An 18919-nucleotide genomic window follows, 5' to 3' on the forward strand; every position below is an offset into this window, starting at 1 on the left:
ACGTACACCCCTTCCTGGTGTATGTCCACGCTCCCGGCTGTTGGCGCAGCGCGGGAGCCCTCTATTCGTCTGTTCAGCCTACCTCGGTACCAGGATCCCGGTTTCGGGATTTAAATGGATACCCCTTTCTTCGTATTCCGAACTCAAGGTCGTGCTCAACGCAGTGCGGCGACGCGGGTTCGCGTTCGAAGACGGCGATGTCACTCCCGACCTGACCACACTGGCTGTTCCGGTCATAGACCACATGGGGTGGCCGGCCGCCGCGGTCGCCGTCACCTTTGGCAGCACCGACCTGCCCGAATAGAAGCAGCCCGAGCTGGTCGCCGAGATCAGTGCCGCCGCCGATGAGCTCTCACGAAGAATCTACGGCCAGACAGGCTGATCCCCTCTTGCTAGGATCAAGGTTGCTGAGAAGGGGTCACGAGCGGGCGTTTGCCAGGTCCTCGCGGAACGCGCGGCCCGCGGCGCCGAGGTCGCCGCACGAGGTGATGAAGCGGAAACCCTGCTCCTTGCGCAGCTTGGCTTCCGCACCGTCGCCGCAGTGGATTCCCGGAACCACCCCGGCGGCATCGGCACTCGTGCGGATCCGCACGAGTGCCTCGGCGTGGGCGTCATTCGGCTGTCCCGGCAGCGCGCCGACGGCGAAGGCGAGATCCGACGGGCCGACGTAGACCCCGTCGACGCCGGGCACGGCGCAGATATCTTCGACCGCGGCCAGGCCTTCCTTGTTCTCGATCATGACGAACAGCAGCGGGCGTTCGTCCCGGGTATCCTGCACGGCATTGTGCATGATCTCGGCAGTCGGTCCCCAGGATCGATCGCCGCCGCGGCTGGGATAGTCGAGCGCGGCCACCGCCGCTTCCGCCTCGGCGACGGAGGACACGAGCGGGACGATGATCGCTTCGACGCCGGCGTCGGCGAGCGCACCGATCTCCGTGAATCGGTTCGCCGCCACCCGAGCAGTCACGAGCGCATCCCCACTGGCGCGCACGGCGTCGGTCAGTCGCAGCACATCGGTGGGACGCACCAGCCCGTGCTGCAGGTCGATGCTCACATAGTCGAATCCGGCCGCCGACCCGATCTTCGCCAGCTCCGGGCTCGTCGACATCAGCCACAGTCCGTTGTAGATCTCCCCCGCGCGCAGGCGGGCCCGATGATTCTCAATCGCAGCAGTCATGCCTGCATCGAATCACGAAACCTCACCCGCCCACCAGAGGTGCCCGGTATCCGGATCAACCTCGCCGAGGCGGCCCCATCGGTGCGTACGCAGCGTCGGGCCGCCTCGGCGAGGGTTGCGCCACAGTCAACCGGGCGGTCAGCTGTCTTCGAGAAGAGGACCGATGACCCGGTGGCGGGCGATGACGAAGGGAGCGCTGTGCCCGACTTCGATGAGTTCGAGATCGAGACGACGCGGCAGCAGCGGGCGGCCCTTGCCGAGGACCACGGGAGCCGTGAAAGTGATGATCTCGTCGAGGAATCCCTCGTCAGCGAACTGCCCGGCGAGGTCGCCGCCGCCCATCACCCACAGGTCGCGGTCGCCGGTGGCCGTGCACATCTCGAAGTAGCGGTCGGAGACCGAGCCCTTCGCGAATCGGATGTCGGGCTTCTTCCCGTCCTCCTCGGCTTTCGGCAGGCCGAGGTTCCGGTGGGTCATCACCCAGGTGGGAACGCTGTAGGGCCAGGGTCCGTCGAGGTTGCGCAGTAGCCATTCGTAGGTCGTCGCGCCCATGACGATTGCGCCGACGCCATCGATGAATCCGTCGTCGGGCGGCTCTTCGGTCTGGCGCAGCAGCCATTCGAGCGAGTCTTTGGGGTCGGCGATGAACCCGTCGAGCGTGGTCGCGGTGTAGTAGACGGTGCGTGGCACGATGCAGTGTCCTCCTGAGTCGATCTCTCTTTCATCCTATTGCGCCGAAGGAAGCGCCGGCCGAAGGATGGGCAGTTTTGTGCCGGAGGTGCGTGCCGCGCGTTGGGTGCCCCTAACGGCTCGGTGACCCGACAGCAGCTTGGTCCATGGACCAAGCTGCTGTCGGTTGGCCGAGCTGAAGACTGGGCTCGGCGTCGACGCGTCAGCTTCGCGACGCCAAATACACCCTCTGGCTTTCGACCCAATCGTCGAGCACGCTCTCACGGTCCTCGAACTTCGCTGTCGGGAAGGCCAGTCCCTTCGTCGGTACGCTTGCGCCGAGCTCGACGAGGAGGGGCCGAAGCGTCGTCTCGACCGCGAGAGTGTGAGCCGGGGACCCGATGGTGAACACGGGGATCGCGATCAGTCCATGCAGACCGCCTGCGTCGTACCGGTCGAGGAAGGCCTTGAGCAGCCCGGTGTAGCTGGCTTTGTAGGTCGGAGTGGCGATGACCGCGTAGTCGGCGGTGGACAGACGTTCGGTGAGTTTGTCGAGACGGTCGGACTTCCATTCGAAGATCTCATCGGTCACTTCGGCGAGTTCGATGGTTTCGTCGATCTCGGACCCGGTGATGCCAGCGACCTTCGCGGCGAGATCTTCGGCCACCTGCCTGGTCCGCGAGCCGGGGCTCGGGTTGCCGACGACGACGGCGATGCGTGTGGTCATTTGGGGTCCTCCCGCTGTGGCTTGTGCGTGATTCCACGGCTGCCGCGCTCGGCGTCACCGATTTCGCTCAAGACTATTCCCCGGAGTGCGGGCCGGACCCCGTGAATGACATATCCGTTCTCATCTCAACACCGTTCCACTGCCATTCCGCCGACGCGCGTCCTTGGCTGCCATGAGTTTCTGCCGATCCTCAAGACCCCCGGCTGACCGGGTCAGGGCCGCGGGGAAGGGCAACAGGCTCCTGCCCTCGTCAGCTGCCCGCCGCCTGATTCGCCGAGGCGGGCGCGAACCGGGCGTCGAAGGCTGCGGGAGTCGCGGGGATGTCGGACAGGCTCGAGGTCAGCGGGTGTCCGACGGCTGCAATGAGCGGGTCGCGGACCTCCGTGAGTGCTTCGACGTCGACGCCGGTGGCCACTCCTTCGCGGTGCAGGAGATGGACGAGGTCGTCGGTGCCGATGTTGCCGGCCGCGCCCGGGGCGAAGGGGCAGCCTCCGAGTCCGCCCATGGCCGCGTCGAAGTTCGCGATTCCCAGCTCGAGGGCGGCCGCGACATTGGCCATACCAAAGTTATAGGTGTCATGGAGATGGAGGTTGACCGGCTTGTCTGGGAAGGCTTCGATCACCGCCGAGGTATTCCGACGCAGCAGCGACGGATTCGCATTCCCGATGGTGTCGGCCAGCCCGATGCCGTGTGATCCGGCTTCGTCGAAGGGACGGAGAACCTCGACGAGGTGGTCCGCCTCGGTGATTCCGTCGAAGGGGCAGATGAAGCTCACAGCGGTCGTGATGTCGAAGCGCACCCCCTGGTCACGGGCGAAGACGGCCGCGGCCATGAGCCGGTCGGAAGCCTCGGCGATCGAGGCATCGGAGTTTGCCTTCGAATGCCCTTCGGAGGCTGAGAGCACGAGTTTGATGTTCTTCGCCCCGGCGTCGACGGCCCGCTGAGCACCTTTGAGGTTGAAGACGAGCGAGTAGAACTCGACACCGTCGGCCTCGTGCGGGGCCAACCTGCGCAGGAGCTCGTCCGTGTCGGCCATCTGCGGGACCTTCTTCGGATTGACGAAGGACCCGACTTCGATCTGGTTCAATCCTGCGGCGATGAGCTTCTCGGCGAGCGCGACCTTGACGTCAGTCGGCACGATCGCCTTCTCGATCTGCAGCCCGTCACGCAGGGTGGTGTCGAGGATCTCGACGGTGGTCGGCCTGGCCATGGGACTCCTTCGCTTCTGCTCCCGCAGAACGGGAAACGAACCGTCGCCGCGCTCCGATGCACAGCGTCACTTTTGTTATACATGGCGCTGACGGCGCGGAACAGGGAAGTTTCGACATGTGAGAGGGCAGGGAGAATTGCCCCCTTGGGAGTTCCGTTTATCGGGACTCCGCCTACATGTGAGGGAGAGAAACGCTGGCCGATGTCGAGAATTTGAGCTGCTTTGGCCCGTTCACTCCCCAAGACAATTATTCAGAAGTCGATGGGCCGATGTATCGCGCGCCTCGACGTTCCCCCACCATGTCAAGCAATCCCTTGTCTCTCATGGAACGGAGCAACCCCTTAGCTTCTTCAGAGGTTATGGAGCAGAGGTCAGCCGCTTCCCTTCGTGTAATGGACCCGTGTGAACGCACATATGTTTGTACCATCTGCTCTTGCTGGACATCGTCGAAGGAGCGCACTCGAACGTAGCTGGACGGAGTCGATAGGTCCCGGTAGGTAGCCGCGCTCAACGTATACCTGCGCCCGCGACCGTTCCCACGCATCTCCACGACTCCCCCTTCAACCAGGCGAGTGAGAGTACTGCGAGTCGCGATTTCGCCTGCTTGTGTGATTCGCGCCAATTCCCCCGAAGTCAGTTTCGGATCGTCGAGAAGTGCATGAACAACTTGGAGTTCAGCGAGCGAAAAGGGACGGCCGGCTGCTTCATCATGCTCGACGACAAACTTCACCACCGAAAGATCGGGGTTGCCTATTGGTAACGAGACAACGACGCGAGAAGAATCTGTTCGCGAATAGTCCGGAGATGTCCTGCCAGTGCGCAACGTCCACTCGAATACACGGCTGATACCGCGCCCTGTGCGCTCGACCAACCCCGCTCGCAAGAATGCCTCAGCCAGAATCCTGCTCCGAGGTCGCGACATGCTGAGGAAGTTGTCGAGCGTCACGCCCCTAGGAAACCCTCCCGGGTTGGATATGGCCAAGTCCAAATCGCTCATTTGCACGGAAATTGGGCCAGGCATCGTGTAGTCCCGGTGGACGACAGCGTTCGCAATCAGTTCTCGCACAGCTACCGGAGGGATTCTCGGAATCGAAACTCGCGTAAGCCCAATATCCAGCTCGTCTTCATCGTTGAATCTTTGAACCTGCGCGAAAAGATCTTCTGCGGATTTGAACAATGGGTCGTGGGCAAACACATTCTGCTTAACCACCGACCCTTCAGAGACCTGAAACGCAGTTTCATGTGTTGGAACGAAACGACGTATCGCATCCGTACGACCGAACAGCAAGAGCGCGCCACGTTTGATGACGGCCGCATCCTCACGCCCATCTATCACGCCAAGCGCACGACCAAGCTCAAAGTCGGTGAGCGTAGTCAAAACGCTGGCACCGCTAGAGCTCGTCGAAGCAAGTTTCCTCATCCGTTCGAATTCGAGCGGATCAAGGTCACTCATTGTCGCGCCCGGTTCAGTTATCGAAGCATAGTCGAGTTCGCCCCGCTCGATTCGATCTGCGAGCATCTCGTGCGCATGAAACGGTACGCACTGAGGTGTTCCATCGGTCTGAAGAGCACGCCGAAGGTACAGACCCTTCTTAGTTCCCGTCACAGAGTCTGCCCGTGGAACCTCAACGACAATCACGTCCAGCTCGCCTACGCGGACGACTTCCACGCTGGTGACCACCGGAGGGACTGTCCTATTCGAGATCACAGCCTGAAGCCGAAGGGGGTCAGTGACCTCACCATGCCGCTTACGTGCACCGGTAATACTGCCATCGTCTTCAACTCCGATAAGCAGCGACCCTCCACGACCGTTCGCGAGGCACACAACAGTCTCTGCGATTTTGTCGTCCTTCATCGCTTCGCGACGGTCCGACTTGAATTCGACGGTCAGAGTTTCGCCAGCCTCAGCAAGGTCTCGAACATCCTGAGCTTCCACATCCACAAGTATTCCATAGTTTTGGAATTATTGGATTGATCACACCCATATCCCCATAAAATCTAATCCAAACTCCAAAGTGGGGCGTGACACCTCTGCTTAGCGATCGTGCGGAGTATCAAGCGGCAAGCTCTGTTTTAGGCGATACGTCAGAATGGCGTGCCCCGACTCGAGTTCGTCGCGTCCGACGAGTTCGAGATCGACCACTTCGCTCAGTCCGGCGAAGAGGTAGGGGCCGTGGCCGGCGATGCAGGGGTGGATGACGAATTCGAATTCGTCGATGAGACCGAGTTCGGCCAGGGCGAGCGGCAGCGTCACTCCCCCGACCGCGAGTCCCGTCACTGACCGTTCCTTGAGTCCGCGGATGGCGGTGTCGAGGTCGCCGCGGATGAGTTCGGAGTTCCAGTCGACGCTGTCCAATGTGCTCGAGACGACGTACTTGCGAGCCGGGTCGATGGCCTCGACGAACGGATCGAGGTCGGCTTCGGGAGTCGTGTCACCGGGCGGCCTGCGCCAGGCGTCTTCCATCATCTGGTACGTCACGCGCCCGAACACCAGACCGTCGGCACGCTTGAGATTCTCGGCATGATGCCGATGGAATTCTTCGCTGATGACGCCCACGCGGTGATCGCAGCAGCCGTCGACGGTGACGTTGATCGAGTATCTCAGCTCGCCCATGGCCTAAGAATAGACCTGGGCGGGCACCGCCGAGAAGGGTCTGCCGCGCTCAGTCTTCCTGGCCGTCGTCCCGGCTGTCCCGGTCTGCTCCGGAGCCAGACCCCAGTCCCAACCACGACAGCACCTCATCGGTGTGCTCGCCCAGGTCGGGTCCGAGGTGGTCGATCGCAATCGATTCACCGCCGATGACGGGGGTGATGCCGGGGAACGCGACGTCCTCGAGCACTTCTTCACCGGTGGAGACATCGAGGTTCTGGATCATTCCGCGCGCGGCCAGCTGCTCGTCGGCGACGAGGTCTTCGGCCGTATAGATGGGGCCGGCCGGGACACCCACCTCTTCCAAAGCCTCGACAACGTCCTCAACCGAGCGCTGCCCGCACCACGCTCCGATCGCCTCATCGAGCTCCTCGCGCCGGTCCCACCGTCCGGCGTTCGTCTGCAGTTCGGCATCCTCGGCGAGGTCGGGCCGCTCGATCGCGGTCATCAGCCTGGTGAAGATTCCGTCCCCGTTACCGGCGATGACGACGGACTTCCCACCGGCGCAGAGGTAGCCGTTCGAGGGCGCGATGCCCTCCATCCGACCCCCGGTGCGGGTGCGGACCTCACCGAAGGCCGAATAGTCGGGGACCAGCGATTCCATCACGGAGAACATCGCCTCATTGAGCGCGACGTCGACGGTCCGCTCCGACAGCGGGCCCTCCCCTTCGAAGCTGTGTGCGGAGCCGACGACCGCCTCGGCGGCTCCGGCGATCTTCTGCCGCTGACGGTCGAAGAGCATCATCACCGCGCCGAAGGCCGCCTGCATCCCGGCGATCGAATCGCCGATGGAGACGCCCACGCGCACGGGCGGGCGGTCGGGGTCGCCGACGAGCTCGCGGAAGCCCGAGTAGCCTTCGGCCACGGCGGCGAAGCCGGGACGGGCCGACATCGGGCCGGTCTGCCCGAACGCGGAGATGCGCACGAGAACGAGGTCGGCGTTGGCCTCTTCGAGGACGTCCGGTCCGAGCCCCCACTTCTCGAGCGTGCCGGGGCGGAAGTTCTCCAACACGATGTCGGAGCGGCGGACGAGCTCGAGAGCAGCGGTCCGCCCCTCCTCGCTGCGCAGGTCGAGGACGACGGACTTCTTGTTGCGGTTGATCGTGCGGTAGAGCATCGAGGTGGTGCCGGCCTTGAGGCGCCAATTGCGCAGCTCGTCACCGGTCTCCGGGCGTTCGACCTTGATCACCTCGGCGCCGAAGTCCGCGAGCATCCTGCCTGCTGTGGGCGCGGCGATGTAGTTGCCGAGTTCGAGGACTCGCACACCGGTGAGGGGAAGTCGGCGCGTGCTCATTGCGATGCTCCTTCGTCGTGGCTGATCCTCTCCATGGTGCCACGATTGCGGCCTTGCCCGACCCCACCAACCATCTGCAGAAGCTGGCGCCGGCCATCTCGAATACACGCTGTCGGCGCAGTCCCACGCCCCACGACTGTGCGCCAGAGAACACACGCAGTAGCGTAGAGCCCATGACTCCTCCACCCGGTTCATTCGATCCCTCTCACGCTGACGAGCCCGAGCTTCTCGACCTGCTCGAGGAGGCCTCCCACAGCGAGAGTCCGGTCATGCTGCTCGACATCGCCAGCACCATGCTGGCCGCCTTCGGCCCGGACGACGACGATGACGAGGAGGCAGAAGAGCTGCCCCCGATTTCGGAGCTCGCCCTGCAGATGCTCGAGGCAACACCCGAAGAGACCGAACCGCTGGTGAGGATCTGGGCGCAGATGCTCGACGATATGCTCTTCGGCCGTCGGATCGCCAAAATGCTCCCGACCCCGAACACCAAACGCCTGCCGGAATGGATCCGCCGCGCCGATGAGATCAGGCCCTTCCGCGCCGCTGCCCTCGTGTCGCCGGTGAAGATCGAAGAGACGATCCTGCTCGAAATCTCCACGGCCGGCCGATCAGCCACTCTGGCTGTCGCCGTGGATCGCACCGGCTCACCCTATCTCGAAGACGCCTACCTCGCCGCTGGACCTCTGTCGAGTCTTGTCGAGTTCAGCCGCACCGACCTTCCGGCACCCGTCGACGTCGTCACCCTCAGCCTGCCCGATGCCGCCGCCAGGCTGAGTGAGGCCCTGGAGATGAGCACCCACATGCTTCCACCGATTGAGACCGAAAGCTGGCCGGGCACCCGACCGCTGCTCGAATGGATGCTGCGGAAGCTTCCCGACAGCGGCACCGGTTACGAGATCAGAATGTGGGAACCGGAGGAGATCGATGAACTCGTCAAGGACTTCCGCGCCTCACGCTTCGCTGAAGAACTGACCGAAGAGGAGATCGAGCACGCCCACCTGCTCTTCGACTTCCAATGCAACTACGGCAACAATGATCCGCTGAGGTGGTCAGGCACTTTCGTCGAGCGTCTCATGTGCGACCTCTACCCGCGCAAAGTGATGGCGCCCGAGGACAATCTGCTCACCATGCCGAGCGCCCTGGCCGCGCTCGTCCGCTATGCCAACGATCGCAGCGGAGTCGATCGCTCTTTCACGGACAATGCTCTTGCCGCGATCGAGGACAACCGAGAGGAATACACGGCCCGAGTCCGCGGGGACCACCTCGGCGGCGAAAGCACGATGGACCTCTTCACACGGCTCCTCACCGGCAGAGACAACGACGACTCAATCTTCTCCTCGGACTTCGACGACGTGATCGCAGACGAGTCCTTCCTCAGCGATCACGCTTCGAAGCTGGCCGAGATCTTCGTCGGCAGCGGAGCCGAAGCGGTCGGCGGCATCGAGGCTCTGAAGGCACTGACCGAGGAGCCGCTGCCCGCCGAAGGCCTCGACACTGGCGGCGTGGCCGAAGACGTTGTCGACCGCCTCAACTCGTTGGTGCCGGAGATCTGGCGGATCGCGGACGAGGTGTTCGACGAGCCGGAGCTCGCGACGGCCGCACTGCGGTTCCTCACAACGATCGGACGAGGCGACCCCGCGATCTTCCGCCGTCGCATCGCCGACCGGAGTCTGCTCGCGGCACTGTTCTGGATCGTCGGGAAGGACAACAACCTCTTCTCGAGCCAATGGGGCAGCGAGAGCGACATGACGATTGGAGAGCTGCAGCGCCACCTCGGCGTCTCGACCTCGCCGAAGGCGCATGCCGAGAAGATGTTGCGCGCCGCCGGTTTCGAGCTCGATGAACCCCAAGTCGTCCTCGGCGACCCGAGATACCTCATCTCGCGGAGGCGGCAGCGCATCGTCGCCGACCGCGACACGTACTGGGACGATCTTCCCGAGGACTGGGAAGACTGGGCAGACTGAGGCTCAGCCCGTGACGGTCACGACCTGACGGTGCCGACCGAGACCTTCGAGCTCAAGCTCGACCGTGTCTCCATCGGCCAGGAACGGGTACTGTCCGGACATCGCCACGCCCTGCGGAGTGCCGGTGAGGATGAGGTCACCGGGCTCGAAGACCATCGCCTGGCTGAGCTGGAAGATGATCTCGCCGACGGAGAAGATGAGGTCGGCAGTCGTCGAATCCTGCCGACTTTCGCCGTTGACCCAGCTGCGCAGTCGCAGGGCACTGGGATCCACCTCGGCGGCGGGGCGGATCCACGGTCCGAGCGGGGTGAACCCGGGCAGATTCTTCCCCTTCGACCACTGGCCGCCGGATTCCTCGATCTGCAGGCGACGCTCGGACAGATCGTTGGCGAGCACGTAGCCGGCCACGTGGGAATAGGCCTCCTCCGCCGAGGCGACCCGGAAGGCCCGGGAACCGATGACGACTCCCAGCTCGACCTCCCAGTCGGCCTTCGTCGCATAGGGCGGCAGCTCGATCGGGTCGGTGGGTCCGGCGATGGTCGAGGGCATCTTGAAGAAGACGACGGGGCGCTCCGGCGGTTCGGCACCGGCTTCGCGAGCGTGTGCGGCATAGTTCATCCCCACGCACACGATGGACGACGGCCTGGTCAGAGGTGGGCCGATGCGCATCTCCTCGGCGCCGGCCAAAGGTGCGATTTCACCGGCGTCGAGCGCAGCGCGGACGCGTTCGATGCCGTCGGAGGCGAAGAAGTTCGAGTCGATGTCGTCAGTCAGCGGGCGGAGGTCGAAGCAGACTCCATCGCTGCCGACCACCGGAATCTCGTGGCCGATCGGTCCCAGGCGCAGCAGTTCCATGCGGTTCCTCTCTACTCTGTGTCGGCCACGTCATTGTGACCTGCGGCCACGCTAACGAAACCGGACGCGCTACATTGGAACCGTTCAAGTATTGGACACCCTCGGCGCCGTGCCGCTGCGAATGCAGCCCTCAGACGGTCTGCTGGCGGATGTAGTCGGCCTTCGCGCGGCGGGGCACGACGACGATCGGCACCGGGGAGTTCTGCAGGATCCGCATCGCATGGCTGCCCAAAGACACCCGTTTGAGCGCGCCCAGCCCGGACGACCCGAGCATCATCAGCTCCGGATGCTTCCACTCGACGGCGGTCAGCGCCGCAGCCCAATCCCGGCCAGTGCCCACAACGACATCGGTCTCACCAGGCTTGATGTGCAGCTGATCGATCGAACACAGGATCCTGTCGGTGTCGCGCCGGACGACCTTCGTCCACTCGTCGACGACACTCGACTCCATATCGAAGCCGACCCCGGCGGTCGCGACCACCCGCGAGCGCGGAGCGAAGGAGGCGATGCGGAAAGGCACATCCGACTGCGCGGAGACCATCGCGGCACCGAGGATGAGATTCGCCGAGGTGGTCGACCCGGAATACGCGGCCGTGATCCGCTCCAGCCGCGCCCCCTCCGGGGCACGGAAGTCCGCCGGAGCCAGCGCCACCGGCAGTCGGGCACTGTGGAGCAGCCCATTCGACACCGAGCCGAGACCGATCCGGCCGGGCTCACCGTCGGCGGAGGGGCCGATGACGAGCCGGTACGCATCGGCCGTCTCACACATCTCGAGCAGACCACGCCGGGATGACCGCGCGGTGTGGAGGACGACCTCGGACTCGATGTCGCCGGGAATGAGCGCTCGCGCCTCGTCGAGGGCCGCCTCGGCGATCTTGCGGTATTTCTTCTCGTACTGTCCCTCGAAGTGCACGGGCGCCATCGGGAAGGCGGCGGAGTTGATCGCGGTTGCAACGATCCGGTGACCGTAGGTGCGGGCGAGGACGATGCCGAGCTCGACCGCCGCGCGATTGTCCTGACCTGGGGCGATGCCGACAACGATGCTCATTTGTCTCCTCCTGCGGAGTCAGAGGTGGCGGGTCCCGCCTCGGCGAGCTGACGACCGAGGACGGAGGATTTGCGGCCGAAGATGAGGTAGAGGCAGAGGATGAGTCCGGTCCAGATGACGAAGACGACGATGGTGATCAGCTGCAGGCTCGAGATGATCCAGAAGCAGCCGATGATCGAGAGCACCGGCAGCACTGGATAGAACGGGACCTTGAAACCGCGTTCGAGGTTGGGTTCGCGCACGCGGAGGATGATCACGGCCAGGGACACGACGACGAAGGCGACGAGGGTGCCGATCGAGGTCATCTCAGCAAGGAAGTTGAGCGGGATGAACCCGGCGAGGATCGCGATGACGACGGTGACGACGATCGTGCCCTTGACCGGGGTGAGGGTGCGGGGATTGACCTCACGGAAGAGCTTGGGCATCATGCCGTCGCCGGCCATCGTGAACAGGATCCGCGATTGGCCGTAGATCGACACGAGAGTGACGGAGAAGATCGAGATCACTGCACCGGCGGCGACGACGGTGCCCGGCCATTGGGAACCGACGATGCCCTCGAGGATGGCCGACAGGCCTGCCGTCTGGCCCTCGAACTTCTCCCACGGCTGGGCGGAGAGGGCGGCGACGGCGACGAGGACGTAGACGCTGGTGACGATGATGAGAGCGGAGATGAGGGCCCGGGGCATCGTCTTCTTCGGGTTCTTCGTCTCATCTCCGGCCGTGGCGACGGCGTCCATGCCGACGTAGCTGAAGAAGATCAGTCCGGACCCGGCGACGACCCCGGAGATGCCGAAGGGAGCGAAGTCGGAGAAGTTGTCAGTGTTCCAACCGGTGACGCCGACGCAGACGAAGAAGATGAGGACGCCGATCTTCAGGCACACCATGATCGCGTTGACGACGATGGATTCGCCGGTGCCGCGGACCAGCAGGAAGCAGCACATCGCGAGCAGGAGGATCGCCGGGAGGTTGACGATGCCGCCCTCCTCGGGCGCGTAGGCCAGAGCGTGCGGGATCTGGAAGCCGAAGAGATTGAACAGCAGCTGGTTGACGTACTGCGACCAGCCGACGGCGACGGCGGCTCCGGCGACGCCGTATTCGAGGAGCAGACAGGCGGCCACGCCCATCGCCGGCAGTTCGCCCAGCGTCGCATAGGCATAGGAGTAGGAGGATCCGGAGACGGGAACGGACCCGGCGAGCTCGGCGTAGCAGATGACGGCGAGGCCGGCGACGACTCCGGCGATGACGAACGACCAGATCACGGCCGGCCCCGCCACGGGCACGGATTCGGAGAGGATGAAGAAGATGCCGGTGCCGATCGTCGAGCCGACGCCGACCATCGTCAGTGAGAACAGTCCGATCGTGCGCTTGAGGTCGGTCTCGACATCTTCCTTCTGCCGAGGCACCGGTTTGATCCGAAACAGCTGCTGTCGCAGGGTGGGCATCATCTTCTCCAGACATCCTTGTCAGTACGACCGCCGACGAACCCGGCCGCACATCCGGCAGATGCGTTTCCGGCTCGCCGCTATTGTGACAATACGACAGACTTCGCCGGAAGGTTCAATACCCGCGGGAAATCTTCGGTACGAAATCAGTCGACGACCACCGAGGCGGCCCCACCGTTGACTGCATCAGTCCAGGTGACAGCGGGAACCCGCGGCAACCGATTCCTTATTCAATGAAACGGTTGAATACTGTGCCGGACGGCGGTACCCTTAAATCAACCACTTGGTTGAATACTGATTTCGACGTCGATGCACGGGGGTTCCATGGCCGATCAGCTGTCCAAGATCTTTGCAGCGCTGGCCGACCCGACTCGGCGGGACATGGTGGCACGGCTCAGTGTTGCGAACGCGACGGTGAATGAGCTCGCCGAACCCTACGACATGAGCGTGCAGGCCGTGTCGAAACATCTCAAGGTGCTCGAGGACTCCGGACTGGTCTCCCGCACCCGTGAAGCCCAGCGCAGACCGGTCCACCTCGAAGACAACGTGTTCGATCTGATGACGAAGTGGATCGAAAGATACCGCCAGCAGGCAGAAGACCGCTATCAACGTCTCGATGCCGTCCTCGCACAGATGGACGCGGACGAGGCAACGCGCGACTCGGATGCGAGCGCCGCCTCGGCGAAGCGGTCCGAGGACACTTCATCCCACGGAAAATCACGCAAAGGAGCATGACATGACGACCACCAGCGACACCGCAGCCGACTATTCGACGCTCAAGCTCGACGTCCCCGAGGGGGTGCAGACCGTGTCGATCACCCGCGATTTCGCGGCCACCCCGGATCAGGTGTTCCGGGCCCATATCGACCCCGAGCTCTTCGTCCAGTGGTGCGGGCCGGACACGATCACGAACACGATCCGCGAATGGAATCCTCGTACGGGCGGAAACTGGAGCTACGTGTCGACCGATGATCGCGGCGAGTACGCGTTCTTCGGCTCGTTCCACGAGGTGCGGGAGAACGAACGCATCGTCCAGACCTTCACCTTCGAAGGCTTCCCGGATGCGGTCAACCTCGAGATCCTCACTCTGACCGACCTCGGCGACGAGCGGACGCGACTGACCGCGACGTCGGTCTTCGATTCACTCGAGTCCCGTGACGGCATGGTCGCCTCGGGCATGGAGCACGGCATTGTCGAGGGCTACAACAAGCTCGACAGGCTTCTTGGCGAATCCTGACCCAATTGCCACCTGACGGCGGCGCAGCAACCTCGCGCGAAGTTGCTGCGCCGCCGTCAGGTAGCGCTGGGGAGTTCGGACATCATGGCGAAGTAGGAATCCCGACTGCGGCGGACGTGGCGTGCCATGACCTCGGCCGCCTTCTCCTCCTGGCCGGCGTCGATGGCCGCGATGATCTCCCGGTGTTCGGGCCAGGCCTGAGGCCCTCGGCGCATGAGGTTGAGAGAATACAGCCACTCGATCTTGCCCGAGATCTGACGCAGAAGGCTGATGAGGGACAGACTGCCGCTGAGGCCCGCGACGGCGAAGTGGAACCGCGTATTCAGTGCGGCGAGGTCGTCAAAGCGCTGTTGCCGGATGACGATATCGCCGGTTGCGAGGATCTCATCGATCTCCTCACGCAGCCGCTGCCACTGGTTGTCCGGCGCGTCCTCGGCTCCGAGTTCGGCCACTCGTCTCGCCGCACGCTTGGCGGTCGCAGCCTCGAGCACGATGCGGATCTCGAACAGGTCGTCGGCGTCCTCGACCGGTGAGGGCGCGACCATCGAACCGCTGTAGGCGCGGGATTCGACGAGCCCCTCGGCCTCCAACGCGCGCAGCGCCTCCCGGATCGGGATCCGCGAGACCGCGTATTGCTTGGCCAACGCCACTTCCCGAAGTTTGGCACCGGGAGAGTGCACTCCCCTGATGATGTCGCTGCGGATCTGCGCCCCGACGGCAAGACTGCTCGAGACCCCGGAGGCATCCGCACGACTGTGACTCGTATCCTCAGCCATCGACTCTGCCCCATTCCGCGGTACTCATCGCTCTGTCCTTCTGCAGTCCAACACATCACCATCGTCTCAGGCCCGCGGCAGCTGCAGGACCTCACCTCGCGGCCGCCCTATCTGCCCGCCGCGTATCCCTGTGCGCCACGCGGATTCGCTCCAGCAGTGATTCGTCCGGTCCCGGGATCGCGGGTCACGCAGGACAGCCGCCCCAACTCCCAGTCCCCCGCCCGTGTCACAACGTGTCCACGGGCGATCAACCCGTTGATGACATCCTCGCCGAGGCGGTCCTCGACCACGGCGCCACCCGGGACCCAGGTGCGCGGCCAGAATGAGGCCGCCAACGATGTGGTGTGCAGGGCCGGTGCGTCAATGGCCTGCTGCGCTTCGTAGCCGCCGACGAGCAGACGCAGGATCAGGAGAAGCTGCCACTGTTCCTGCTGGTCGCCGCCCGGAGATCCGAGTGCGATGACAGGATCGCCGTCCTTCGAGATCAGCGTCGGGGTCAGAGTCGTCCGCGGGCGCTTGCCGGGCGCCAGCGCCGATGGCGCCTTCTCATCGAGCCACGTCATCTGCAGACGGGTTCCGAGGCAGAATCCGAGCTGCGGGATGGTCGGTGAGGACTGCAGCCAGCCGCCCGACGGTGTCGCCGAGATCATGTTGCCCCATCGGTCGACGACGTCGATGTGGCAGGTGTCTCCGTTGTTCACACCGTTCTTCTGCACCGTGGGCTCACCGATGCCTGCTCTGATGAGCTCTTCGCGATCGGCGCCTTCGAGGAGGAGCGGAGGCGTGAACGCCGAGCGCTGGCCTGCCCGGGTCTCGCCGGGCCGGAACTCGGGTGATGCGACATCGGTGATGAGCCTCCGACGAGATGCGGCGTACTCGTCGCTGAGCAGCCAGTCGAGGTCGACATCGCCGTCGCCGTAATAGGTATCACGGTCAGCCATCGCCAGCTTGAGCGCTTCGAGGATCGTGTGCGCTCCGAGTTCGTTCGACGGGTCGAGGCGCTCGTCATCGAAGCCGTCGAGGATCTTCAGCGCCTGGAGCAGCACAGGACCTTGGCCCCACGCACCGATCTTCGCGATCTCGAATCCCCGGAACTCGATGGTCACCGGCGGTTCGAAGTGGGCATCGAAGCCGGCGATGTCCTCGACCGTCATGACTCCCGCATGATCGCCGCCCGTCGAATGGCGGTGCGGGGTGACGATGAACTCCGCAATCGCCTCGGCGACGAAGCCGGACTTCCACTCCCGTCGTGCCGCACGGATCCGCTCTTCCCGCGAATCCGCTGCCTCACCGGCAGCGATGAGTCTGCGCAGCACATCAGCATAGGCGTGATTGCACACCGTTTCGCCGGCCTCGGGGACCTCTCCTCGGGGCATCCACAGGGCCGCCGATGTCGGCCAGTGCTCGGTGAAGAGTTCGCGGACCTTGGCGATGGTGCCCGCCGCTCGCTCGAGGATCGGATGACCGTTGTCGGCATAGTCGATCGCGAACTCGAGGGCCTCGGCCAGTTCCCAGGTGCCATGGTGTTCGAGCAGGTTGAGCCAGGAATCGACTGCGCCGGGAACTGCTGCCGCAAGCGCACCGGCACCGGGGACCATGTCGAGCCCCTCGCCGCGGTAGTGCTCGATCGTGGCCGCCGCAGGAGCTGGCCCCTGGCCCATCATGACCTGCGGAGCACCGGGATCCGCGGCGGTCGCGAAGATTCCGGTCATGTCTCCGGCAGGGCCGTTGAGATGCGGTTCGACGACATGAAGCAGAAAGGCACCCGCCACCGCGGCATCGAACGCGTTCCCACCTCGCTCGAGTACAGCCTGTGACGCGGCGGTGGCGAGCCAATGCGTCGAGGCGGCCATGCCGAAGTGACCTTCGAGGGTCGGGCGAGTGGTGAATTCAGCGGGAGGCGTGAATGGCATCGATCGGATCCTTCGGAGAGTTCTCGAGGGCTGGACGGAACTGCTTGCCCTCTTCATAGTTGCACACAATTGCGGCACTGCTTATCGTTTTGTATACAAAATGACCGAAAGGGCACCTATGACACGTCGACTCGACCTGGCCATGCTTCTGTTGCTGACCTTCTCGACCGGCATGGTCGATGCCATCGGCTACCTCGGCTTCGACAAGGTCTTCACCGGAAACATGACCGGCAACGTCGTCATCCTCGGCATGGGCCTGGCCGGCGCCGAAGACGTTCCGGTTCTGCGCCCCGCCCTCGCACTCGTCTTCTTCATGATCGGCGCCGCCCTGTCCGGCCGGATCCTCGGCGACATCGGCGAAGCCTGGCACCGCCGGACGACGCTGATCTTCGGCATCGTCGCCGCTGGCTGCGCGGGCCTCTCGCTCTACGTCGGCCTCGTACCCGATCCCGAGATCGGCCTCGCCGGCACGATCTTCACCTCCGCGCTCTCGGCTCTCATGGGCGCGCAGGCCGCGGCGGCGAGGAAGATGAAGATCGCCGACGTCACCACCGTCGTCGTGACCTCGACGATCGTCGGGCTCGCCTCCGATTCCCGTTTGGCCGGCGGCAGCAGCGTCCGCTGGGTCCGGCGCCTGCTGGCCGTCATCCTCATTCTCGTCGGCGCCCTCGCCGGAGCCGCGACGCTGGCGCTCAATCAGTGGATCGGCATCGCCCTCGTCGCCGTCATGATCGCCATCGCAACCATCATCGGCCACCGCGGTCAGAAGCGCGCTCACGCCGAGGCGGCCGCCACCGTCCCATCGAACGCCTGATCATCCCTCGCGCCTCCTCAGCGCGGCCGCGACGTCCTGTTGTTCCACAAGATGGATCCTCGGCGACACCGGCGAGCGCCGCCGACGATAATCGAGACATGAGCAACGGAGCCGAGACGCGGAATCTGCCGCAGCCGACCTTTCCCCTCCAGACACCGGGAACCGCCGTCGTCCACGCCGGGCCGCCTCAGCACCCGCGCATCGTCTCCGTGCCCACCCGATTCACGGAGCACATCATCGACCTCACCGAAGGCACAGATGTCTTCGCCGCCCTCGAGCAGGCGCTGGCCGACTTCGCCGTCGAGGGTCTCACCGCCGAGTTCGTGTCCGGTCAGTTCGGGCCCATCGCCTTCGTCCACCCCGCCTACGGCCCCGACGCCGCGCACCCGATGTCCTTCACCGAAGCCTTCACAGTCGACCACCCCGCGCGGCTGGCCCATGCCGCCGCCACCGTCGGGTTCCGCGACGGCACACCTTTCTGCCACATCCATGCCTCGTGGACACAAGCCGACGGCACAATCAAGGGCGGCCACTTGCTGCCGGGCACCCTTGCCGGGCCGGAGGGTCTGCGGGTCCGCGTGTTCGCGCTGCCCGATGCCCGGCTGATCAGCGATGTCGATGCCGAAACCGGGTTCTCCGCCTTCGCTCCTCACCCGGACGAACCGGCCTCCCCCAGCCCGACGGCCGCACCGACTCCATCCGAGTCGGACCGCCTGACCCCGGGCCCACCCGATGCCGTGGTCTCGCGCATTCGTCCCGGTGAGATCCTCGACGAGGCGGTGCTCGCCGTCTGCCGGAGCGCCGGCTTCGACTCCGCCGAGGTGACCGCGAGCCTCGGAAGCACGACCGGAGCGGTCTTCGTCGACGGCTCTGCTCCGTGGCCAGCCGTCGAGTTCACGCACCTGAGCGGCACCGTGACCGGAGCGACCTCGACCGGGGCGATTTCAACCACGGCGACCTCACTCGGGTCGAGCCCGACCGGCGCGCAGGACGCAGCCCCGCAGGTCGTCCTCACCGGAGAAGTCGTCGACGTCGCGGGCCAGGTCACCCGAGGCACCCTCGAACCCGGCGCCAATCCCGTGGCCGTGACCTTCGAACTCTTCGTTCGCCGCACGGCCTGAAACGCACCCGCTGACCAGCTCA

Annotated in this window: 18 protein-coding genes; 7 read left to right on the forward strand and 11 right to left on the reverse strand. The window is 64.5% G+C overall.

Going from position 1 to position 18919, the window contains the following annotated elements:
- The first annotated feature begins 40 nt into the window (after positions 1 to 40).
- Positions 41 to 304, forward strand: a complete 264-nt coding sequence (locus EB836_RS18595) for an IclR family transcriptional regulator C-terminal domain-containing protein (protein ID WP_276606421.1) — start codon at positions 41 to 43, stop codon at positions 302 to 304.
- 114 nt (positions 305 to 418) lie between these two features.
- On the opposite strand, the gene EB836_RS02335 is transcribed toward EB836_RS18595, so the two are convergent.
- The 4 genes from EB836_RS02335 to EB836_RS02350 form a co-directional block, all read right to left on the reverse strand.
- Positions 419 to 1177 (reverse strand): aldolase/citrate lyase family protein, encoded by a 759-nt coding sequence (locus tag EB836_RS02335; protein WP_167854325.1) that lies wholly within the window; start codon positions 1175 to 1177, stop codon positions 419 to 421.
- 138 nt (positions 1178 to 1315) lie between these two features.
- Complete coding sequence (locus EB836_RS02340; protein ID WP_135537525.1) at positions 1316 to 1867, reverse strand: dihydrofolate reductase family protein; 552 nt, start codon at positions 1865 to 1867, stop codon at positions 1316 to 1318.
- A 202-nt stretch (positions 1868 to 2069) separates the two neighbouring features.
- Entirely contained in the window at positions 2070 to 2573 is a 504-nt protein-coding gene (locus EB836_RS02345) for an NAD(P)H-dependent oxidoreductase (RefSeq protein WP_135537526.1), read from the reverse strand.
- Positions 2574 to 2823: 250 nt separating this feature from the next.
- Complete coding sequence (locus EB836_RS02350) at positions 2824 to 3783, reverse strand: hydroxymethylglutaryl-CoA lyase (protein ID WP_135537527.1); 960 nt, start codon at positions 3781 to 3783, stop codon at positions 2824 to 2826.
- 1033 nt (positions 3784 to 4816) lie between these two features.
- Here EB836_RS02350 and EB836_RS18375 point away from each other — a divergent pair.
- Positions 4817 to 5758 carry a hypothetical protein gene (locus EB836_RS18375; RefSeq protein ID WP_240689552.1) on the forward strand — a complete coding sequence of 314 codons (942 nt, stop codon included), beginning with the start codon at positions 4817 to 4819 and terminating at the stop codon, positions 5756 to 5758.
- A gap of 60 nt (positions 5759 to 5818) precedes the next feature.
- Here EB836_RS18375 and EB836_RS02360 read toward each other — a convergent pair whose 3' ends face one another.
- Positions 5819 to 6397: a dihydrofolate reductase family protein gene (locus EB836_RS02360; RefSeq protein ID WP_135537529.1), complete on the reverse strand. Its 579-nt coding sequence runs from the start codon at positions 6395 to 6397 to the stop codon at positions 5819 to 5821.
- Between the two features lie 49 nt (positions 6398 to 6446).
- Positions 6447 to 7727, reverse strand: coding sequence for a CaiB/BaiF CoA-transferase family protein (locus tag EB836_RS02365; RefSeq protein WP_135537530.1), 1281 nt, complete (start codon positions 7725 to 7727; stop codon positions 6447 to 6449).
- Between the two features lie 173 nt (positions 7728 to 7900).
- Between EB836_RS02365 and EB836_RS02370 the strand changes: the two genes are divergently transcribed.
- Entirely contained in the window at positions 7901 to 9691 is a 1791-nt protein-coding gene (locus EB836_RS02370; protein WP_135537531.1) for a hypothetical protein, read from the forward strand.
- A gap of 3 nt (positions 9692 to 9694) precedes the next feature.
- On the opposite strand, the gene EB836_RS02375 is transcribed toward EB836_RS02370, so the two are convergent.
- The 3 genes from EB836_RS02375 to EB836_RS02385 all read right to left on the reverse strand — a co-directional run bounded on the left by EB836_RS02375 (position 9695) and on the right by EB836_RS02385 (position 13036).
- Complete coding sequence (locus tag EB836_RS02375) at positions 9695 to 10546, reverse strand: fumarylacetoacetate hydrolase family protein (protein ID WP_135537532.1); 852 nt, start codon at positions 10544 to 10546, stop codon at positions 9695 to 9697.
- A 130-nt stretch (positions 10547 to 10676) separates the two neighbouring features.
- A complete protein-coding gene (locus tag EB836_RS02380) occupies positions 10677 to 11594 on the reverse strand; it encodes a universal stress protein (protein ID WP_135537533.1) in 918 nt (305 codons plus the stop codon).
- On the reverse strand, positions 11591 to 13036 hold the full coding sequence (locus EB836_RS02385; RefSeq protein WP_135537840.1) for an amino acid permease: 1446 nt from the start codon (positions 13034 to 13036) through the stop codon (positions 11591 to 11593). Before EB836_RS02385 ends, EB836_RS02380 begins: the two co-directional genes overlap by 4 nt.
- A gap of 324 nt (positions 13037 to 13360) precedes the next feature.
- Between EB836_RS02385 and EB836_RS02390 the strand changes: the two genes are divergently transcribed.
- Positions 13361 to 13771 carry a metalloregulator ArsR/SmtB family transcription factor gene (locus EB836_RS02390; RefSeq protein WP_135537534.1) on the forward strand — a complete coding sequence of 137 codons (411 nt, stop codon included), beginning with the start codon at positions 13361 to 13363 and terminating at the stop codon, positions 13769 to 13771.
- A 1-nt stretch (position 13772) separates the two neighbouring features.
- A complete protein-coding gene (locus EB836_RS02395; protein ID WP_135537535.1) occupies positions 13773 to 14273 on the forward strand; it encodes an SRPBCC family protein in 501 nt (166 codons plus the stop codon).
- A gap of 56 nt (positions 14274 to 14329) precedes the next feature.
- Here the strand turns inward: EB836_RS02395 and EB836_RS02400 are convergent, their stop codons facing one another.
- Both EB836_RS02400 and EB836_RS02405 read right to left on the reverse strand, forming a co-directional pair.
- Positions 14330 to 15049, reverse strand: a complete 720-nt coding sequence (locus EB836_RS02400; protein WP_135537536.1) for a GntR family transcriptional regulator — start codon at positions 15047 to 15049, stop codon at positions 14330 to 14332.
- 107 nt (positions 15050 to 15156) lie between these two features.
- The gene (locus tag EB836_RS02405) at positions 15157 to 16962 is read right to left on the reverse strand and encodes a gamma-glutamyltransferase (RefSeq protein ID WP_135537537.1); all 1806 of its coding nucleotides are present in this window, start codon (positions 16960 to 16962) and stop codon (positions 15157 to 15159) included.
- A 118-nt stretch (positions 16963 to 17080) separates the two neighbouring features.
- Between EB836_RS02405 and EB836_RS02410 the strand changes: the two genes are divergently transcribed.
- Positions 17081 to 17776, forward strand: a complete 696-nt coding sequence (locus tag EB836_RS02410; RefSeq protein ID WP_135537538.1) for a YoaK family protein — start codon at positions 17081 to 17083, stop codon at positions 17774 to 17776.
- A gap of 98 nt (positions 17777 to 17874) precedes the next feature.
- Complete coding sequence (locus EB836_RS02415) at positions 17875 to 18897, forward strand: DUF296 domain-containing protein (protein WP_135537539.1); 1023 nt, start codon at positions 17875 to 17877, stop codon at positions 18895 to 18897.
- The last annotated feature ends 22 nt before the right edge of the window (positions 18898 to 18919 follow it).

Origin of the sequence: Brevibacterium sp. S111 (assembly GCF_004745075.1) — a bacterium.
Taxonomy (GTDB): domain Bacteria; phylum Actinomycetota; class Actinomycetes; order Actinomycetales; family Brevibacteriaceae; genus Brevibacterium.

What these genes read in the sequence shown, in the direction of transcription:
- EB836_RS02350 (WP_135537527.1), bottom strand. Translation starts at nt 3,783, where the DNA reads ATGGCCAGGCCGACCACCGTCGAGATCCTCGACACCACCCTGCGTGAC.
- EB836_RS02405 (WP_135537537.1), bottom strand. Translation starts at nt 16,962, where the DNA reads ATGCCATTCACGCCTCCCGCTGAATTCACCACTCGCCCGACCCTCGAA.
- EB836_RS02415 (WP_135537539.1), top strand. Translation starts at nt 17,875, where the DNA reads ATGAGCAACGGAGCCGAGACGCGGAATCTGCCGCAGCCGACCTTTCCC.
- EB836_RS02375 (WP_135537532.1), bottom strand. Translation starts at nt 10,546, where the DNA reads ATGGAACTGCTGCGCCTGGGACCGATCGGCCACGAGATTCCGGTGGTC.
- EB836_RS02360 (WP_135537529.1), bottom strand. Translation starts at nt 6,397, where the DNA reads ATGGGCGAGCTGAGATACTCGATCAACGTCACCGTCGACGGCTGCTGC.
- EB836_RS02385 (WP_135537840.1), bottom strand. Translation starts at nt 13,036, where the DNA reads ATGCCCACCCTGCGACAGCAGCTGTTTCGGATCAAACCGGTGCCTCGG.
- EB836_RS02345 (WP_135537526.1), bottom strand. Translation starts at nt 2,573, where the DNA reads ATGACCACACGCATCGCCGTCGTCGTCGGCAACCCGAGCCCCGGCTCG.
- EB836_RS02380 (WP_135537533.1), bottom strand. Translation starts at nt 11,594, where the DNA reads ATGAGCATCGTTGTCGGCATCGCCCCAGGTCAGGACAATCGCGCGGCG.
- EB836_RS02365 (WP_135537530.1), bottom strand. Translation starts at nt 7,727, where the DNA reads ATGAGCACGCGCCGACTTCCCCTCACCGGTGTGCGAGTCCTCGAACTC.
- EB836_RS02370 (WP_135537531.1), top strand. Translation starts at nt 7,901, where the DNA reads ATGACTCCTCCACCCGGTTCATTCGATCCCTCTCACGCTGACGAGCCC.
- EB836_RS02335 (WP_167854325.1), bottom strand. Translation starts at nt 1,177, where the DNA reads ATGACTGCTGCGATTGAGAATCATCGGGCCCGCCTGCGCGCGGGGGAG.
- EB836_RS02400 (WP_135537536.1), bottom strand. Translation starts at nt 15,049, where the DNA reads ATGGCTGAGGATACGAGTCACAGTCGTGCGGATGCCTCCGGGGTCTCG.
- EB836_RS02410 (WP_135537538.1), top strand. Translation starts at nt 17,081, where the DNA reads ATGACACGTCGACTCGACCTGGCCATGCTTCTGTTGCTGACCTTCTCG.
- EB836_RS02390 (WP_135537534.1), top strand. Translation starts at nt 13,361, where the DNA reads ATGGCCGATCAGCTGTCCAAGATCTTTGCAGCGCTGGCCGACCCGACT.
- EB836_RS02395 (WP_135537535.1), top strand. Translation starts at nt 13,773, where the DNA reads ATGACGACCACCAGCGACACCGCAGCCGACTATTCGACGCTCAAGCTC.